Source organism: Streptomyces sp. NPDC029292 (genome assembly GCF_055569295.1).
On the sequence record NZ_JBVHXR010000023.1, the window covers coordinates 40,663 to 58,482 of the forward strand.

A 17,820-nucleotide genomic window follows, 5' to 3' on the forward strand; every position below is an offset into this window, starting at 1 on the left:
GACAAGATCCTTCTTGTAGCCGGGGGATTCTAACCGGGGGTCATGGCCGGAGTGTCGGCGGGTGGCAGGGGTTCGGCCTTGACGGCCCGGTACGCAAACGCCGGACGGGCCGGTGGCGTTACCCATCCGTTCAAAAGTGCCTGCTGGAGTGGCACGGGACGGGCCGCCTCCCGCTCCGGGGGAGCCGGCTCCCCCACCCCCTCGGCTGCCCCCATCCCCACCCGCGCCACCCCGCACGGCACCGCACCCGTCGCGTACGGCAGTTGGAGCACCCCCTCTCTGGTCCACAGGCCCGTCCCCGCCAACCAGCCCTCGGGGGCCGGGAGATGGTGGACCTGGCGTTCGGTGGGGCGCCACAGGGTCAGCCAGGTGCCCGCCGGGCCGTCGACGCGCAGGGCGACCGCGCAGCTCTCCGGCATCAGTACCTGCCCCGGCTGGATCGCGAACGGCGTCACCGCGCAGTCGGTGGCCCGCAGGCACTCCGGGAAGCGGACCGGCAGGGTGCTGCCGAGGACGCCCCAGCCGAGGCGGTCGTGGCCCGGGGACGGGGCGTCCGAGCGGATGAGGAGGAGTCCGCTGTCGGGGTCCGCGAGGAGCAGCCGGTCGTTGCTGGCCTCGGCGATCTGGAGGAGCGGCGACACCTCGCCGCCGCGCTCCAGGTCGACGACGACCGTCTTGGTCCGGCCGTCCTGGAAACGGTCCAGCGCGAGCAGCCGTTCCGTGCCGTCCAGCCACACCCCGCCCGAGCAGTGGCCCGGCACCTGGGCCAGATGTTCGGGGCCGAAGGCGCCGCCCGCCACCAGCCACACCGCCGTGGAGCCCCGGCCGACGGCGAGGGCGTACGCGCGTTCCCCGCCCGGCGCGGGCGGCAGCAGCCGCAGCCGGGTGCCCTCGTCGGGACACTCCACCGCACCGAGCGGCAGCTCGCCGGTGCCGGGCCCGGTCGGGTACAGCAGCGAGAACGTGTGCCGCCCGTCCGTCTCGCGGTGGATCAGCACCCGCCCGTCGGTCAGCGGCAGCACCTCCGTTCCGGGCTCCTCGGGCTGATGGGTGGGCAGCGGTACGGCGTACGGCTCGTGGCCGTCCAGCGTCCAGCGCTCCGGGTACCAGGACTCGCCGTCGAGGGCGAGGCGTGCCGCGTAGGTGCCGTCGGCGGTGATCACGCAGGCAGGTGGGGCGACCCACTCGTTCTCGTGGTCCGGCGTGGACTCGGACTCGATGGCACAGACTGTCATCGTTCGGTCACCTCCGGCGACGAAGGTAGTTTTCGTACGCACAGACGTGGGACCGCCGGGCGGCGGCTTCACACATAAGGGTGGCCAAGTCCCGATTCGCCTGAGGAAACGGGGGCGGATGTGCAGAACGAGGACGGGAGACAGAGGTGCGGCCCGGGTGACCAGGGGCCCGGCCGCCGCCGGGGCGCTGGTCGAGTCACCGCGACCGGTCGGGCACGGACATAAGGCAGGTAGCCTTTTCCCCGTGCCCCGTCTGTCTGAAGTCATCGCCGCGCTCGACGCCCTCTGGCCCCCCGAGAGGGCCGAGGGATGGGACGCGGTCGGCACTGTCTGCGGCGACCCCGGCCAGGAGGTCACGCGCGTACTGTTCGCCGTCGATCCCGTCCAGGAGATCGTCGACGAGGCCGTGAAGCTGGGCGCCGACCTGCTGGTCACCCACCACCCGCTCTATCTGCGCGGTACGACCACGGTGGCGGCCACCACCTTCAAGGGCCGCGTCGTGCACACGCTGATCAAGAACGACATCGCGCTGCACGTCGCGCACACCAACGCCGACCGGGCCGACCCGGGTGTCTCGGACGCCCTCGCGGGCGCGCTGGACCTCCGCGTCGTACGGCCCCTCGTGCCGGACCCGACCGACGCCGACGGCCGGCGCGGCCTCGGCCGCGTCTGTGAGCTGGACCACCCGCTGACCGTCCGCGAACTCGCCGCGCGCGCCGCCGAGCGGCTGCCCGCCACCGCGCAGGGCATCCGCGTCGCGGGCGACCCCGAGACGCTCGTACGGACCGTCGCCGTCAGCGGCGGCTCCGGCGACAGCCTCTTCGACGAGGTGCGCGCCGCCGGCGTGGACGCCTACCTCACCGCGGACCTGCGCCACCACCCGGTCTCCGAGGCCCGCGCCACCACTCCTCTCGCGCTGCTCGACGCGGCGCACTGGGCCACCGAGTGGCCCTGGTGCGAGCTGGCCGCCGCCCAGCTCGACGAGATCTCCGACCGGAACGGATGGGACCTCAGGGTCCACGTCTCCAAGACGGTCACCGACCCCTGGACCGCCCACGCGGCCTCGAATACCGACACATCAGGAGCCCCCAACTGAACGCCGCGCCCGCCGACCAGATCCGACTTCTCGACGTCCAGGCCCTCGACGCCCGCCTGCAGCAGCTCGCGCACAGGCGGAAGTCGCTGCCCGAGCACGCCGAGATCGAGTCGCTGAACAAGGACCTCACGCAGCTGCGCGACCTGCTCGTCGCCGCGACGACCGAGGAGAGCGACTGCGCCCGCGAGCAGACCAAGGCGGAGCAGGACGTCGACCAGGTGCGCCAGCGCGCCGCCCGCGACCAGAAGCGCCTCGACTCGGGTGCCGTGTCGTCCCCCAAGGACCTGGAGAACCTCCAGCGCGAGATCACCTCGCTCGCCAAGCGCCAGGGCGACCTGGAGGACGTCGTCCTGGAGGTCATGGAGCGCCGTGAGTCCGCGCAGGAGCGCGTCGCCGAGCTGACCGAGCGCGTCTCCTCCGTCCAGTCGAAGATCGACGACGCCACCGCGCGCCGCGGCGCCGCCTTCGAGCAGCTCGACGGCGAGGCCGCCACGGCGACCAAGGAGCGCGAGGTCATCGCGGGCACCATCCCCGCCGACCTGCTGAAGCTCTACGACAAGCTGCGCGAGCAGCAGGGTGGCGTCGGCGCCGCCCGGCTCTACCAGCGCCGCTGCGAGGGCTGCCGCCTGGAGCTCAACATCACCGAGGTCAACGACGTGAAGGCGGCCTCCCCGGACACCGTGCTGCGCTGCGAGAACTGCCGTCGCATCCTGGTGCGCACGTCCGAGTCCGGTCTGTAAGTCTGTAAGGGGCCTGTCGCGTGCGGGAGTTCATCGTCGAGGCCGACGGCGGTTCCCGGGGCAACCCGGGGCCCGCGGGCTACGGCTCCGTGGTCATCGACGCGGCCACCGGGGAGACGCTGGTGGAGCGCGCCGAGTACATCGGCATCGCCACCAACAACGTCGCGGAGTACCGGGGTCTGGTGGCAGGCCTGACAGCGGCCCGCGAACTGGACCCGACCGCGCGCGTCCGGGTCCGCATGGACTCCAAGCTCGTCGTCGAGCAGATGTCCGGCCGCTGGAAGATCAAGCACCCCGACATGAAGCCCCTCGCTGCGGAGGCGGCCCGGATCGTCCCGCCCTCCCAGGTCACGTACGAGTGGATCCCGCGCGAGCAGAACAAGCACGCGGACCGGCTGGCCAACGAGGCGATGGACGCGGGGAAGCGGGGCGAGCAGTGGTCGCCGTCGGCGTCGACGGCGGAACTGGACGCGCGGGCGGCACGGTCCGCGGTGCTCGAGCCGTCGGGCCCGCCCGGGGACGCGGCCGCGGGCGCGGCAAAGGCCCGCGCTGCCCTGAAGGCACCGGGTTCGGCAGTGCCCCTTAAGGGGCGCGGGGCTGTGACATCTGCGGCTCCGCCGCGTGGGCGCGACCAGCCACAGACGGCCCGCACCCCGACGACTTCCAGCGCACCCCCCTACGAGCCCGGCGGCGAAGCCGCGAAGGCAGATGTACGGGCCGCACAGAACGTGGCCGCCACGGCACCGACCGTCGGCTGGGGCGCAGCCCCCGACATGGGCGCCCCCGCCACCTTCGTACTCCTGCGCCACGGCGAGACCCCCCTGACTCCCCAGAAACGCTTCTCGGGCAGCGGCGGCACCGATCCGGCACTGTCGGACGTGGGCCGAGAGCAGGCCGAGCGAGCCGCGGCCGCACTCGCCGCCCGCGGCACCATCCAGGCGATCGTGGCCTCACCCCTCACCCGAACAAGGGAAACCGCAGGAGCCGTAGCCGCCCGTCTGGGCCTCGACGTGGTCATCGAGGACGGCCTGCGGGAGACGGACTTCGGCGCCTGGGAGGGGCTGACGTTCGGCGAGGTGCAAGAGCGCTACCCCGACGACCTGAACGCCTGGCTCGCCTCACCGAAGGCCGAACCGACCGGCGGTGGCGAGAGCTTCGCGGCGACCGCCCGCCGTATGGCCACCACCCGCGACAAGCTGATCGCCTCGTACGCGGGCCGCACCGTCCTGCTCGTCACCCACGTCACCCCGATCAAGACCCTCGTACGGCTCGCTCTCGGCGCCCCACCGGAGTCCCTGTTCCGCATGGAGCTGTCCGCGGCCTCGCTCTCCGCGGTGGCGTACTACGCGGACGGCAACGCGAGTGTCCGGTTGTTCAACGACACCTCTCACCTGCGCTGAGACTGCTGCTCGGACTGCTCGGACTGCTCGGACAGCTCGGACCGCTCGGCCGCACGCTTGCGGAGAATCTCGGCGGCCTCCCGGTCCGCCGGGAGGAACGCCTCCAGGTGGAGCTCGGCGAGCGTGACGTCCACCGCCGTGGCGAATGACGTCAGCGTGGTGAGCAGCCTCAACTCGCCCTCCGCGCACCGCAGTCGCAGCGGCACGGCGAAGCCGAGATAGTCCGCGCCGGGCGCGCTCGGCGGTACGTACCCCGTCAACTCCTCGACCAGCGCGTCGAGGAGCGGATCGGGGCTGCGTACGGCACGGGCCCGCAGGTTCTCCACGATGTGCTGCCCCCACGCGTCCAGGTTCACCACCCGCGCCCCCATCCCGCGCGGATGCAGCGCGAGCCGCAGCACGTTGACGGGCGGTGCGAGCAGTTCGGCGGCGGCCCCTTCCGTGAGCACGTCGAACGCCTCGTTGGCCGCAACGAGTTCACCCCGCGGCCCCGCCACCACCGCCGGATACGGAAGGTGCCCTTCGAGAATGCTGTCCAGCGCCTCCCGTACGGGCTTCAGCGCGACCGCGTCGAGCGGCGACTCGGCGAACGCGGGCGCGTAACCGGCGGCAAGGAGAAGCGAGTTGCGCTCCCGCAGCGTCAGGCCGAGCGACTCGGCGAGCCTGATCACGATCTCCCGGCCGGGCACCGAACGTCCGCGCTCGATGAAGCTGACGTACCGCTGGGTGGTCCCCGCCCGCGAGGCGAGCTCCAGCTGACTGACCCGGCGAGCGGTGCGCCAGCGCAACAGCTCCCGAGCGAAGGGAGGGGGTTCGGTCGGGGTGCTGGTGGTCATGGGGTCAGTTGTACGTCATACCCGGCCGGGAATTGAGGTGCGCGTGCGGCGCGACCAGCATGGAACCCGTCACTGATCACCACACCTCAGGGAGCGGACATGCGCGCGTACCACCTCGAAACGCTCGGCCGTATCGACGGCATCGTCCAGCGCGACGCGGTCCGCCCCGAACCCCGCCCCCGCGAGATCCTCGTGCGCGTCCGCGCCGTCTCCCTCAACAAGCGCGATCTGCTGATCATGAAGGGGACGTACCCGCTGAAGGCCGTGCACTCGGCGCCGACCATGTCGTCAACTACGCCGAGAACCCCGAATGGGGGTTGACGGTCAGGGAGTTGACCGGCGGCCGTGGCGCCGACCTCGTCGTCGAGACCAACGGACCCGACACCATCGAGCAGTCGATGCGCGCCGCCGCGCTCTACGGCCAGATCGTGCTGCTGATCACCGGCAACCCGCGCAGGCCGGGCATCGAGATCTCCAACGCGGCGTACGCGGCGAGTCTGGCGACCATCCGCCGGGTGTTCGTCGGCAGCCGAGCCCACTTCGAGTCCATGCTGCGTTTTCTGGGGGACACCCCCAGACACCCGGAGGCGTTGGCGCTGCACGGGACGCGTCCGGTCATCGACCGCGTCTTCGGTTTCGACGAGGTGCACGAGGCCTTCCGCCACTACGAGAGCGGCGTGGCCTTCGGCAAGGTCGTCATCCGCGTGGCCTGAGCGCGGCCGCCTCGCGCGCCAGGCTCTCGACCCGTCCCCAGTCCTTGGCCGCGAGCGCGTCGTCGGGAAGCATCCAAGTCCCGCCCACACAGTCGACGTTGGGGAGCGCCAGATACTCCGGCGCGGAGCCGGGTCCGATGCCGCCCGTCGGGCAGAACCGCGCCAGCGGCAGCGGCCCCGCCAGTGACTTGAGATACGCCGTACCGCCCGCCGCCTGCGCCGGGAAGAACTTCATCTCGCGCACCCCGCGCTCCAGCAGCGCCACGACCTCCGAGGTGGTCGACACCCCCGGCAGGAACGGCACCCCGGACGCCTCCATGGCATCGAGCAGTCCGTCCGTCCAGCCGGGGCTGACCAGGAAGCGGGCGCCCGCCGCCACCGAGTCCGCCACCTGCTCCGGCGACAGGACCGTGCCCGCGCCGACCACCGCGTCCGGCACCGCCGCGGCGATCGCCCGGATCGCGTCCAGCGCGGCCGGCGTCCGCAGTGTCACCTCGATCGCGGGCAGCCCGCCCGCGACCAGCGCCCGCGCCAGGGGCACGGCGTCGGCGGCGTCCGTGACCACGACGACGGGGACCACGGGGGCGAGGTTCAGTACGGAGGCAGGCGGGGACGAGGGCAGCGGCGAAGTCATGCCCTCATCCTGCCCGGGGTGTGCAGCATGCGCAAAGGTCGTTGCGCATGCTGCAACGCATCACCTGTGGCTGCTCAGTGGATCTCCGACACCACCACGTCCAGCGCCCACGGCTTGCCCGCCTTGGCCGGAGCCTCCGCCTCCACCACGTACCCGAGGTCCCGCAGCGCCTCCACCAGCTCCGCCGGGTCCTTCGGCGCCGCGCCCGCGCTGAGCAGGCTGCGCACGATCTTCCCCTTCGTCGCCTTGTTGAAGTGGCTGACGACGGACCGCTTCTCGACCCCGTTCACCATCTGCGCGTGCAGCACGCGCACCGTCGCCGTCCGCCCGGCGACCTCGCCCTTCGGCTTCCACGCGGTCGCGTACGCCGAGGACCGCAGGTCCAGCACGAGCCCGTCCCCGGCCGCCTCGGGGAGCGCGGCGGCCATCGGCGTACGCCAGTACGCGCCCAGCGCCCCGGCGCCCGGCAGCTTCACGCCCATCGAGCAGCGGTACGACGGGATCCGGTCGGTCACCCGGACCGCGCCCCACAGGCCGGAGAAGACCAGCAGCGAGCGGCCCGCGCGGCGCTTGGCCGCCGCGTCCAGCGAGGCCAGGTCCAGGGCGTCGTACAGCACCCCGGTGTAGATCTCCCCGGCCGGGCGCGCGCCCGCGGTCCGCAGCTCCGTGTTCTTGGCGACCTCGCCGCGCAGGCCCTCGCTCAGCCCGAGCACCTCACGCGCCTTCTCCTGGTCACCGGCGCACAGCTCGACCAGCTCGTCGAGGACCGCCTGGCGTGCCTCCGTGAGCCCCGGCAGGGACAGCGACTCCAGTTTCAGCGCGGTTCCCCGGCCGGAGGGCGCCTTGCCTTCGGAGGGCGGCAGCAGCACGAGCACGGTGTGGTTCTCCTAACGGTGGTGTGGCCCGGCGCCAGCCTAAGCGCTCGGGGTGCCGGGCGAATTCGGGGTGCCGGGCGAACTCGGGCCGGCGGGCGAAGCGAAGTGCCGGGCGAACTCGGGGTGCCAGGTGAAGGAGCGCGTCCTACGCTCGCCGTATGCCTCGCCGCCACATACGCGTCACCGGTGCACCGGAGGCTCCCCTGCGAGCCGCCCTCCGCGCACTGCGGACCGAGCTGGGTGTGTCCGAGAGCTTCCCGCCCGACGTCCTCACCGAGGCCGCGCGGCCACCCCGTCTGCCCGACTACGACGCGACGGACATCCCCCTCTTCACCATCGACCCCCCGACCTCCACCGACCTTGACCAGGCGATGCACCTCGCGCGCCGCGAGAAGGGCGGCTACCGCGTCCGGTACGCCATCGCCGACGTCGCCGCCTTCGTCGCACCCGGCGGCGCCCTGGACGCCGAGGTCCACCGCCGCGTCACGACCCTCTACTTCCCGGACGAGAAGGTCCCGCTGCACCCGACCCAGCTCTCCGAAGGCGTCGCCAGCCTGCTCCCGGACCAGACCTGCCCGGCCGTGCTGTGGACGATCGACCTCGACACGGACGGCCGTACGGAGGCCACCGACGTACGCCGTGCCCTCGTACGCAGCCGCGCCAAGCTCGACTACACGCATGTGCAGAAGCGGATCGGGGCGGGGACTGCGGAGGAGCCGCTGGCCCTCCTCAAGGAGATCGGGGAGGCCCGTGAACGACTGGAGGTCGAGCGCGGCGGCATCTCGCTGAACGTCCCCGAGCAGGAGATCCTCGACGAGGACGGGATGTACGAACTCGTCTACCGCGCCCCGCTCCCCGTCGAGGGCTGGAACGCGCAGCTCTCCCTGCTCACCGGGATGACGGCGGCCGAGCTGATGCTCGCGCACGGCACGGGGGTGCTGCGCACGCTGCCCGCCGCCCCCGACGGCGCGGTCGGCCGCCTCCGCCGGACGGCCAAGGCCCTCCGCATCGACTGGCCGCACCATGTCTCGTACGCAGAGCTCATCCGCGCCCTCGACCCGCACTGGCCGCACCACGCGGCCTTCCTCCAGGAGTGCACGACGCTGCTGCGCGGCGCGGGCTACACGGTGTTCCGGGACGGCGTCCTCCCGGCGGTCACCTCCCACGCCGCCGTGGCCGCGCCGTACGCCCACTGCACGGCCCCCCTGCGCCGCCTCGCCGACCGTTACGCCTCGGAGCTCTGCCTCGCGGCCGCCGCGGACCAGCCGCCCCCCGAGTGGGTCCTCGCGGCCCTCGACGACCTCCCCAGACAGATGGCCGAGGGCGCCCGGCGCGCGGGCACCGTCGAGCGCGAGTGCGTCGACATCGTGGAGGCCGCGCTGCTCAAGGACAGGGTCGGCGACATCTTCGAAGGCTGCGTGGTGGACGTACAGGAGCATGAACCCACCGTCGGGACCGTGCAGTTGGAGTCCCCCGCGGTCTTCGCGCGGATCGCGGGCGGCACGGCCGCGCTGCCGCTGGGGGAGCGGTTGCGGGTGCGGCTGACCCAGGCGGATCCGGGGACGGCGAAGGTGCAGTTCGCGCCCGCGTGAGTGCCCGGCCGGGCAACCCTGACGGCGCCCTTGATCGTGTGCCACGATCGAGGGAACAGTTCCCGATCTCATGGACGGGTGATCCCCCGATGTCCCAGTCTGGCGATCGACCGAAGGAGGGGCGTGACATGACCGCCATGGCACACGAGCCGCTCACGCAGGCGGAGGTCCTGCTGGAGGGCTTTCTCGCCCTGGACACCCCGGAGGGTTTCCGGGCGGAACTGATCGAGGGGGAGATCGTCGTGACGCCGCCGCCGGACGGGGACCACGAGGACCACATCAATCTGATCGTGAAGCAGGTGATCAGGCGGTCCCGGACGGACATGGACGTCTCCGGGAACAAGGGACTGAAGCTGAAGAGCGGGGGTGCCTGCCCGAAGAACCACGCGATCCCGGACGCGACCTTCGCACCCACGGACCTGCGCCTTTTCCGGGGCGCCGATGCCTGGATGCCATGCGAGGGCGTCGCCATGGTCGTCGAAGTCACGTCCACCAAGCCAGCGGCCGACCGCGAGGTCAAGCGCCGCTGCTACGCGCGCGGCGGCATCCAGCTCTACCTGCTCATCGACCGCGACGCCTGCTCACTGACGCTTTTCAGTGACCCCGAGAAGGACGACTACCGGCAGCTCTGCACGCTCCCCTTCGGCAAGTCACTCGCCCTCCCGGAGCCGTTCGCCTTCGACCTGGACACGACAGACTTCCTCTGAACGCCCTCGCTCACCTACCCGGCCGGTGCCGAACCCCGGCCGCGGCCGGGTCAAGCGCCGGCCGGCTCCCCGAACCATCGCCCCAGGGCCTCGACGAGCGCGTCCCTGCCGCCGGGCCTGGAGGACCGGGCCGCCGCCCCGCTGCTGCGGGTGTGCGGGGGAGACCTGGACCTGGCTCGCTCGACCTGGGCCTTCGCCCACGGCATGGTCATCCTGGAAATCCACGGACGGTTTCCGGGCGACGCCGATCTGGCCGCGGCATGGAAGAGGGGCATCCAGGCGTTGCACCCCTAGGACCGAAGGGGGGCGCGGGATGAGCACACGGGAACAGGCCCGCTGGACCAGGGCACACCTCGGCCGGTGCGGGCCCCCGCTCGACCTGCTGACCGCCCGCTTCGACCAGCACCGCTACGCCCCGCACGCCCACGAGGAGTTCACCATTGGCGTGTGCGTGGGCGGCTCCGAGATCATCGACTACCGCGGCGGCCAGATCCGTACGGGCCCCGGTTCGATCGTCGTCCTGGCACCCGGCGAGATGCACACCGGCGGCCCGGCCGCCTGCGACGGCTACGCCTACCGGGCCCTGTACGCGGAGCCGTCCCTGCTCGCCGAAGGCACCCTGGGCGGCCTCCCGCACTTCCGCGAACCCGTCCTCGACGACCCCGAACTGGCCGCCGCCCTCCGCGCCGCGCACACCGAACTGAGCACCTGCCCCGACCCGTTGGAGGCCGAGTCCCGCCTCCCGTGGCTGCTCACGGCCCTGGCCCACCGCCACTCCACAGCCCGCCCGGTGTGCGACACGGTCCCGGGAGCGGCCCACATAGCCCACGCCGTACGCGACCGCCTCGCCGACGAACTCCAGGCACCCCCCTCACTCGCCTCCCTTGCCACCGACCTGGGCCTGTCCCGCTACCAACTCCTGCGCGCCTTCCGTACGACGATGGGGATACCGCCGTACGCCTGGCTGGCCCAGCACCGGGTGAACCGGGCCCGGGGGCTGCTGGAGTCCGGGCTGCGACCGGCGGAGGTGGCGTCGCTCGTGGGCTTCGCCGACCAGGCACACCTCACCCGCTGGTTCCGGCGGGTGCTGGGGGTGACCCCGGCGGCGTATCGCGCGAGCGTGTCCCCGGCGGCGTAGCGCAACAGCGTTCAAGACAGCGCACTCCGACCCGTCCGACACTGCCCGCATGACTGCACGCGGCTGGTTTCTGTTCTCCCTGATGGGAGTGGTTTGGGGCATCCCTTACCTGATGATCAAGGTGGCGGTGGACGGCGTCTCCCCGTCCATGGTGGTGTTCACGCGCTGTGCGGTGGGCGCCGCGCTGCTACTCCCCTTCGCGCTGCGCCAAGGGGGCCTCGCCCGGACCGTACGGGCCCACTGGCGCCCCATGCTGGCCTTCGCGTGCATCGAGATCATGGTCCCCTGGTGGACCCTGACGGACGCCGAACGGCACCTCTCCAGCTCCACCGCGGGCCTGCTGATCGCGGGCGTACCGATCGTCGGCGTGGCCGCGGCCCGCTTCTTCGGCGACACGGAACGGCTCGGCGCCCGCCGCGTCACTGGCCTGGCCCTCGGCCTGTCCGGCGTCGCCGTCCTCACCGTCCCGCACCTGACCGGCGGTGACGCCCGCTCACTCGCCGAGGTACTGCTGACGGTCGTCGGCTACGCGACCGCCCCCGTGATAGCCGCCCGCCACCTCAAGGACGTACCGTCGCTCCACCTCACGGCCCCCTGCCTCACCCTGGCGGCGCTGGTCTACGCCCCCGCGGCGGCCGCGACCTGGCCCGCCACGACCCCGTCCCCGCAGGTCCTGGCCTCCCTCGCCGGCCTCGGCGTCATCTGCACCGCCGTCGCCTTCGTGGCCTTCCTGGAGCTGATCAAGGAGGCGGGCCCGACGCGGGCGACGGTCATCACGTATGTGAACCCGGCCGTCGCGGTGGCGGCGGGAGCCGTCTTCTTGGACGAACGCCTGACGCCCGGCATCCTCGCCGCCTTCGCCCTGATCCTGGCGGGCTCGGTGCTCGCCACCGCTGGACCGAGGCGCGCCGCACGCCCGGTACCATGGTCGACACGGCAGACGAGCCGGGCGGACGGCCGCGTGGAGGTTCTTGTGGACCTCCCCGAGGAACGTCCGGGCTCCACAGGGCAAGGTGGTGGCTAACGGCCACCCGGGGTGACCCGCGGGACAGTGCCACAGAAAACAGACCGCCGAGAGCTCCGGTTCTCGGTAAGGGTGAAACGGTGGTGTAAGAGACCACCAGCGCCTGAGGTGACTCAGGCGGCTAGGTAAACCCCACCTGGAGCAAGGTCAAGAGGGGCCGCTTTTTCGGAAGAGAAGGCGGCTCTGCGCGGACGTTCGAGGGCTGCCCGCCCGAGTCCGCGGGTAGACCGCACGAGGCCGGCGGCAACGCCGGTCCTAGATGGATGGCCGTCGCCGAGGGGCCCGCGAGGACCCCTCGGAACAGAACCCGGCGTACAGCCCGGCTCGTCCTGTCGCACCCCTCCGGCCCTGGTCAGAGCGGGTGTCCGCTCCTCCCTGCGCCTCCGGGGTCGAATCGGGGTCGAATCAGGCGGGTTGGCCGTTCCACGGGTCCAACTCACCCTTCACGCCGCGATGGTTAGCCTCGTTGCGTCAATGAGTCTTGCACACCAGGGGCCACTGGGGTCAAGTCCCCAAGCCACCGGTTCACCCGGCCACCCGGGCCAGGTCTGCCAGCACTGCTACGCCGCCTGCTCGGTGTCGGCAGGCTCCGTCGGGCCGGCCTGCGCCGGGCTGAAGAGACGGCTGAACGTCCTTACCTTCACGCCCTGCACGGCCACCGGCGGATGCGCGTAGGTGTCCCACGTCTCGGAGAACTCGGCGTGCCGGGAGAGCGCCTGCACGGTCTTCGGATCGTGCCTGTCGTCCTTGTCCGCGCCCAGCCGGGACGTGTAGAAGTGCTTGAGGTCGTGAAACCGGGTGCCTTTCGGAAGCCCGGCCAGTTCCACTGCCTTCCGCCACACGTCGTTGAAGTGACTCCGTGTCAGCGGCCGGCCCTGTACGGTCGTGACGATCAGTCCCTCGTCGGGCGGCGGCACATAGCCCCGCTGGCGGCGCTTCTGCTGTGCCGCCTTGGACACCGGCGCAGGCCCCTTGAAATGCGCCAGATGGTAAGCGAGGCGCTGCATGAGGAAGTGGTCGACCGGCAGCGTGGCATAGCTCGCCTTGGTCTTCAGCTTCGCCTTCTTACCCTTTTGCCGCTGCTCCTCGACGTAGAGGAGGTCCTGGTCCCAGGCAACGCTGCTTTCCGTGAGGCCGAAGGCCTCGCCCTCACGCAGGCCTGCGCACGCTGCGATCCACACCAGGATCTCGTACCGCGGCTGGACTTCCCTCATGGCCCGCGCCAAGTCCGCCACCTGCTCGGGGGAGAGGACCACCTCGACACGGTCCTCGACCTCTGGCAGGTCGATCCGGGACACGATATTTGCCGGGAGCGGGACATCCGCATCAACCATGTAGTTGACCAGGATGCGCCACGTCTTGAAGATCTGGACGACGTAGTAGGACGACTCGATTCCGGGCTTGTCGATCAGATGATCCACGAGAGCCGTCGTATCCCGGCGCTTGAGCGTCTTGGCTATCCGGTTTCCCGCGAACGGGATGATGTGGGTACGGAGGTGGCTCTCGTAGGTGCCAGTTGTGTTCTCGTTCTTGTTCCGCTTTTTTCTTCCGGCGATGAACTGGTTCGCCAAGACCTCGACCTTCTCGTTCCCGATGTCAGGATCGACCCAGGTGCCGTTACGCATGTCGACTCGGACCTCGTCCAGGTGGTCCCGGGCCTCCTGCCAGGTGTCGAAGGCCGGCCGCCGCGGCTTCCCGTTAGGGTCCGTGTAGCGGGCTTGCCATTGCTGGCCGCGGCCGTGGTCAGAAGACGGGTAGAGCGGTTTCCTCTTCGTGCCGCACTTGCAAGGCGCGTCGCCCTGTTTCGGGTATCTCTTGTGCCACCGATCGAACGGTGCATCGGACTCGGCCATGTGCCCCTTCCATGGAAGAATGTCAACCTTTCTCAGCCCGTAGCACCTAGGAGTCCGGCGGTTTGGGAGAGTGAGCGAGCTCGCCCCTCTTGATGCGCTCGAAAAGGTCGTTGACCTGCTTCTCGCTGTAGCGCACCCGGCTGCCATTCCTATTTCCTTCCCGGTTGTCTCCTGGGCCGGGTCGATAATACGGGCCAAGAGGATAGGCGCGCAGAAGACCTCGATTGGTCCACCGGCGCCGCGTTGAAGGTGAAATGCCAAGTCGGTGTTCCACCTCACGGGGCATCATATAGCGATCGGCGGAATCCGATGGAGTGGTTTTGGATGTCCTATTTGATTTGCTCATCGAGGCGCCCGAGTCTGCAATTTCGGGTGAACTCGAAGCCGAACCCCTCCTGCTTCTGAACCTGGCATCCGGCAAGATCCAGCCTCCTGTAGCCACGTCTCCTCACCCGTGGTGGATTGGGCTGGACGCAGAGCTCGCGATGCGACCGCGCCAGAGCCATCCATCTACAGGTGTTTATGTACCGACGTGACGGTAGCCCAACCTCTCCGGATGCGACAGGTGTGAAGTGGGTGCTATGGCATGTTATGCCCAATGATGTCTTAAACACCTGTAGATAGAAAACGTGAGATGCGGCCTCTGTGGGTCGCTCCCAAGGGCATGAGGAGGACTGCGGACCTACTGAGGCGAGCCCAGAGACGCTAGTCGGTCCCTGACGGCGGGACCTCTTGCTGAGCCGACGGCCAAGTAGATGAAGAGGGACTCCTTGTAGCGCTGCCCGGCCAGTTCGGTGTCCCCCTGCTCTTCGGCAGCGCTGCCCAAGAGTTCTAGGGCTGCGGCTTGGCCAGTGAGTTGGCCGGCGGCCTGGCAAGCGTCGTGTGCGACACGCAGTTTGCGCACGGCTTCTTCGTAATTGCGCGCTGCTCCGTCGTCGAGGCCAAGGAATGAGAGAGCTCTTTCCTGGTTATCGCTTCCAGGGGAAAGGGCCATGGCCAAGATGTCGCCATACGCACTAGCGAGGCAGAGTACTGATGTCTTAAAGGAGGCTGGCGTCATGAAGAGTCTCCCGATGCAGTGGCAAGATAAACGGCGCTGTCCTGTTTAGTGTCAGCCGTTGACAGCTTAGAGCCACTACGGAGAGAGTGCGCTGCAATGCGGACTGCTTGACAACGTGCAGATCGAGATGTCGCATCTAGAGTTGCGTCTACGCTACGGCCTTCCAGTGCCACGGCCGCGGACCCGCAAGCCCACGAACGCATGAGACTCGATATCTCGCTTGCTCCAGCATCACGGGATCATCGTCGGCTGTCTGCAATGCGAACGATGTAAGCCGAAGTTCTCTAATATCGCGCATTATCGGATAGCCGGCCCAGTCCATGACGTCATGTCCGTAGGCTTCGCAGAACTTCGCGTACTCGGATCGAGAGATCTTGCCGAACGTATCCGCAGCCACGGCGGTAGAGGTCAGATCCCACTCTGGGGGCCCCACCGCTGTGCGCTCAAAGTCCATCAGAAATACCCCGTTAGAGGTAACCGCCGTGTTGCCGCCCCAAGCGTCTCCATGAACTACGCACGGCCGTAGGCCCTGAGGTAGGTCGGTCCATGCTGCCTGGAGCTCCTCTAGTCGTCGAAGGAGCCACGCTTGATCTTTTCGACTGACAGATTGGGTGGCCTTGATGCGGTCCGCGATCCGCACGAAGGGGGCTATCTCTCCCAGAGCGAAGGCTGGGGATGGCAACTCATGCAGCCGGCGTAGGAGTGGGGCAAGGTCCGACTCGTCTCCTGCATGGTGTGGCGGTAGTTCTTCCCAGAATGTCGCTGCGCGCCCGTCGACGGATACAGGCTGGTCCATGTCCAGTGGCCGTACGGCTGGCACGCTGTTCTGCGCAAGCCATCGCGTGACCTGTACTTCGCGGGCCGCAGCGGCAGATTGTCCCCTACGGGCGATGCGCACGACGACTTGCCCAGGAAGACGCCATAGGTCGTTCTCGGCCAGGCGTATGGGCTGCGCACCGTCCGTACTGAGGCCGACCGCCTGCACGATCTTCTGCAGAACATCGAACGACTCGTGGATGCGGGGAGACGTCATGCCTGAACAGTAGTGCGGATGCGTTCGCGCAGATCAGCGACTCCGGCGTTACGGCTGCGTGAAGCTGCGATGCGTCGCAACTCTTGTACGTCGTCAACGGCGCGCTGAGAGCGAAGGCGTCCAACCTCGTCGAGGGCGCGGTGACCAACTGTCACAGCTTCCTGGGGGTCGCCGGTGGCCATTCGGAGTGAAGCGAGCTTCGTCCCGGAGAGCGCACGGGATCGCACGTATCCGTCTCCGTGCTCCTCGATCGCGATCTCCAGACGTTCGGCTGCCGCAGCTGGAGAGTGGCCGGCGAGCAGCGTTAGGTCGAAGAGCGCGTGGCCTGTGTCGCCGTGATGCTGTGCGCGGTCGTAGTAGCTCATCCACGAGACATCTTCGCCCTCCGTGGCGTGAGAGAAGATCTCGTCCGAACGGCCAATAGCTCGAACTGCTTCGTCGATGTCCCGCATTTTGGCGTAGGCGCGGGCGCGAGCGTTATGCAACATCGCCTGCTCCTTTGGCGTCAGGCGATCGGAGCGCACAAGGCCGTTCTCTGCGTGAGTCAATCCGTCGTCTGGTTCTCCGACCCAGATCGCCTGACGGGCCAGCCAGTTCATTGCTGACGCCCTGAGGTGCCAATTTCCGGCCTGTTCAGCGCACTTGACTCCTGCGCTCAGGTAAAACCGCGCGTCGTCATGCTCGTACGCATCAAATGCGCTCGCTCCCATCACGATGGCGAGGCGGCCGACCGCAGTAAACAGCTCGGGCTCCAGGCGACCGGGGCATCGCACGTCAAGCAGAGACGTGGCCCAGCGGTACAAGCCGATCGACGCACTACGGACCAGACCTGCACCTCCATACTGATTATCCCACTGAGCAAGAAGGGTCGACGCCATCCACACCTGCTCAATGTCGTCTTTGTGGATGACCTTTGGCAGTGCAGCACTGCCAAGCGCTCCCAATCCCATCGGGCTCAGTACGGCGGCACCACCAGCGAGGAACGACCGACGTTCCACGTCACTCCCATCGACTTCAGCACGTGTCCCTCCCCCTAGCGTGCCCAGTGCGGCCAGGTTCGAGGCCTGTACCAAAGGTTCGGACTGGGACTTGTCCGCATCACGGCCTTGGCTGTCCGCATCAGCTTCGACGCGACGCCAGAGCCGTCGCAGCGCCCCCCTTGCGTCAAGTGCATCGTCCAGAGAAGCCGCCAGGTCGGCGTTGCATGGCCGCTCTGCCTTCTCGATCCTTTGGATTGAGGATCCGCTGAGGTGCACCAGTGCCCCGAGGGCGGTGGTCGAGAGGCCTCGCAGCTCACGCCAAGTTCGTAGTTCCACCCCGAACCAATGCGCCATGGACTGCGAGTCATCGAGAGGCCTGGGCTTCTGTGGCATGACGTCCCCCTCGACAGTCTGATGCGGACAGTTTGCCGTGCACGTCCACTGTCCGCATCAGCATCTCCGGGGAGTGGTTGGACTCCTCGGGAGAGCAGCGAACCGGCGTGAACAAGGCCAGTCAACACTCCCCGCAGTTCATCTCGGCGTGCACTGAGCTAATTTGACGGTACGTCGGGTAAAGCCCGGAAGATGCGGCCGTGGTGCGGGTCGCAACCTGAAGGGGCTGGTGGTGGGCCTGCCGTCTTGAACGCGCTTCGGCCCGGCTGCCGAGAAGCGCCGGGCCGAGGCTTGTTCAAGACGGCTTCGCTAGGAGTCGATCTTCCCTTGCTTCATCGCGCTGATGAACGACATCCAGGCATCGCCTTCGAAGGTGTGGTGAGGACCGTCCGGGTCCTTCGAATCGCGTACCTTCACCCGCGTGGCAGCAAGGAAGGCGGCCTCTACGCAGTCTGTTGACGGTTGGCCGCTGTAGCTGCTTTTGAACCAGTTGGGCTGTTCGATCACTTGT

At 69.2% G+C, this 17,820-nt stretch carries 17 protein-coding genes, 1 other RNA gene and 1 pseudogene; 11 read left to right on the forward strand and 8 right to left on the reverse strand.

What is annotated here, in order from left to right:
* Positions 1-29 precede the first annotated feature (29 nt).
* Positions 30-1,235, reverse strand: a complete 1,206-nt coding sequence (locus tag ACZ4WS_RS38315; RefSeq protein ID WP_467987632.1) for a hypothetical protein — start codon at positions 1,233-1,235, stop codon at positions 30-32.
* Positions 1,236-1,479: 244 nt separating this feature from the next.
* On the opposite strand from ACZ4WS_RS38315, the gene ACZ4WS_RS38320 reads away from it, so the two are divergent.
* Genes ACZ4WS_RS38320 through ACZ4WS_RS38330 form a run of 3 tightly spaced genes read left to right on the forward strand, consistent with a single transcriptional unit; the run spans position 1,480 to position 4,471 of the window.
* Positions 1,480-2,331 (forward strand): Nif3-like dinuclear metal center hexameric protein, encoded by an 852-nt coding sequence (locus ACZ4WS_RS38320; protein ID WP_467987633.1) that lies wholly within the window; start codon positions 1,480-1,482, stop codon positions 2,329-2,331.
* Positions 2,328-3,071, forward strand: a complete 744-nt coding sequence (locus ACZ4WS_RS38325; protein ID WP_467987786.1) for a zinc ribbon domain-containing protein — start codon at positions 2,328-2,330, stop codon at positions 3,069-3,071. The genes ACZ4WS_RS38320 and ACZ4WS_RS38325 overlap by 4 nt, the downstream gene beginning before the upstream one ends.
* A 20-nt stretch (positions 3,072-3,091) precedes the next feature.
* Positions 3,092-4,471, forward strand: coding sequence for a bifunctional RNase H/acid phosphatase (locus ACZ4WS_RS38330; RefSeq protein ID WP_467987635.1), 1,380 nt, complete (start codon positions 3,092-3,094; stop codon positions 4,469-4,471).
* On the opposite strand, the gene ACZ4WS_RS38335 is transcribed toward ACZ4WS_RS38330, so the two are convergent.
* Complete coding sequence (locus tag ACZ4WS_RS38335; protein WP_467987636.1) at positions 4,459-5,307, reverse strand: helix-turn-helix domain-containing protein; 849 nt, start codon at positions 5,305-5,307, stop codon at positions 4,459-4,461. The genes ACZ4WS_RS38330 and ACZ4WS_RS38335 overlap by 13 nt on opposite strands.
* A 99-nt stretch (positions 5,308-5,406) precedes the next feature.
* Between ACZ4WS_RS38335 and ACZ4WS_RS38340 the strand changes: the two genes are divergently transcribed.
* Positions 5,407-5,628 carry a hypothetical protein gene (locus ACZ4WS_RS38340; protein WP_467987637.1) on the forward strand — a complete coding sequence of 74 codons (222 nt, stop codon included), beginning with the start codon at positions 5,407-5,409 and terminating at the stop codon, positions 5,626-5,628.
* Positions 5,625-6,020 carry a zinc-binding dehydrogenase gene (locus ACZ4WS_RS38345; RefSeq protein WP_467987638.1) on the forward strand — a complete coding sequence of 132 codons (396 nt, stop codon included), beginning with the start codon at positions 5,625-5,627 and terminating at the stop codon, positions 6,018-6,020. The genes ACZ4WS_RS38340 and ACZ4WS_RS38345 overlap by 4 nt, the downstream gene beginning before the upstream one ends.
* Here the strand turns inward: ACZ4WS_RS38345 and eda are convergent.
* The gene (eda, locus tag ACZ4WS_RS38350) at positions 6,004-6,654 is read right to left on the reverse strand and encodes a bifunctional 4-hydroxy-2-oxoglutarate aldolase/2-dehydro-3-deoxy-phosphogluconate aldolase (protein ID WP_467987640.1); all 651 of its coding nucleotides are present in this window, start codon (positions 6,652-6,654) and stop codon (positions 6,004-6,006) included. The genes ACZ4WS_RS38345 and eda overlap by 17 nt on opposite strands.
* Before the next feature lie 74 nt (positions 6,655-6,728).
* Positions 6,729-7,529 carry a peroxide stress protein YaaA gene (gene yaaA / locus ACZ4WS_RS38355; protein ID WP_467987641.1) on the reverse strand — a complete coding sequence of 267 codons (801 nt, stop codon included), beginning with the start codon at positions 7,527-7,529 and terminating at the stop codon, positions 6,729-6,731.
* 158 nt (positions 7,530-7,687) lie between these two features.
* Between yaaA and ACZ4WS_RS38360 the strand changes: the two genes are divergently transcribed.
* From ACZ4WS_RS38360 to rnpB, 6 genes and pseudogenes are all read left to right on the forward strand, one after another.
* Positions 7,688-9,121 carry an RNB domain-containing ribonuclease gene (locus ACZ4WS_RS38360; RefSeq protein WP_467987642.1) on the forward strand — a complete coding sequence of 478 codons (1,434 nt, stop codon included), beginning with the start codon at positions 7,688-7,690 and terminating at the stop codon, positions 9,119-9,121.
* A 128-nt stretch (positions 9,122-9,249) separates the two neighbouring features.
* Positions 9,250-9,828, forward strand: a complete 579-nt coding sequence (locus tag ACZ4WS_RS38365) for a Uma2 family endonuclease (RefSeq protein ID WP_467987644.1) — start codon at positions 9,250-9,252, stop codon at positions 9,826-9,828.
* Positions 9,829-9,978: 150 nt separating this feature from the next.
* Positions 9,979-10,122, forward strand: coding sequence for a TetR-like C-terminal domain-containing protein (locus ACZ4WS_RS38370; RefSeq protein ID WP_467987645.1), 144 nt, complete (start codon positions 9,979-9,981; stop codon positions 10,120-10,122).
* A gap of 19 nt (positions 10,123-10,141) precedes the next feature.
* Complete coding sequence (locus ACZ4WS_RS38375) at positions 10,142-10,966, forward strand: AraC family ligand binding domain-containing protein (protein WP_467987647.1); 825 nt, start codon at positions 10,142-10,144, stop codon at positions 10,964-10,966.
* A 112-nt stretch (positions 10,967-11,078) separates the two neighbouring features.
* Positions 11,079-11,795, forward strand: a pseudogene (locus ACZ4WS_RS38380) (DMT family transporter); the annotation flags it as partial.
* Positions 11,796-11,907: 112 nt separating this feature from the next.
* An RNA gene (gene rnpB / locus ACZ4WS_RS38385) (RNase P RNA component class A) lies at positions 11,908-12,321 on the forward strand.
* Positions 12,322-12,550: 229 nt separating this feature from the next.
* On the opposite strand, the gene ACZ4WS_RS38390 is transcribed toward rnpB, so the two are convergent.
* The 4 genes from ACZ4WS_RS38390 to ACZ4WS_RS38405 all read right to left on the reverse strand — a co-directional run bounded on the left by ACZ4WS_RS38390 (position 12,551) and on the right by ACZ4WS_RS38405 (position 17,816).
* A complete protein-coding gene (locus ACZ4WS_RS38390) occupies positions 12,551-13,843 on the reverse strand; it encodes a tyrosine-type recombinase/integrase (protein WP_467987648.1) in 1,293 nt (430 codons plus the stop codon).
* A 1,208-nt stretch (positions 13,844-15,051) separates the two neighbouring features.
* Entirely contained in the window at positions 15,052-15,936 is an 885-nt protein-coding gene (locus ACZ4WS_RS38395; protein ID WP_467987649.1) for an aminoglycoside phosphotransferase family protein, read from the reverse strand.
* A complete protein-coding gene (locus tag ACZ4WS_RS38400; protein WP_467987650.1) occupies positions 15,933-17,309 on the reverse strand; it encodes a helix-turn-helix domain-containing protein in 1,377 nt (458 codons plus the stop codon). Before ACZ4WS_RS38400 ends, ACZ4WS_RS38395 begins: the two co-directional genes overlap by 4 nt.
* 309 nt (positions 17,310-17,618) lie before the next feature.
* Positions 17,619-17,816 carry a DUF397 domain-containing protein gene (locus ACZ4WS_RS38405; protein ID WP_467987651.1) on the reverse strand — a complete coding sequence of 66 codons (198 nt, stop codon included), beginning with the start codon at positions 17,814-17,816 and terminating at the stop codon, positions 17,619-17,621.
* Between the last annotated feature and the right edge of the window lie 4 nt (positions 17,817-17,820).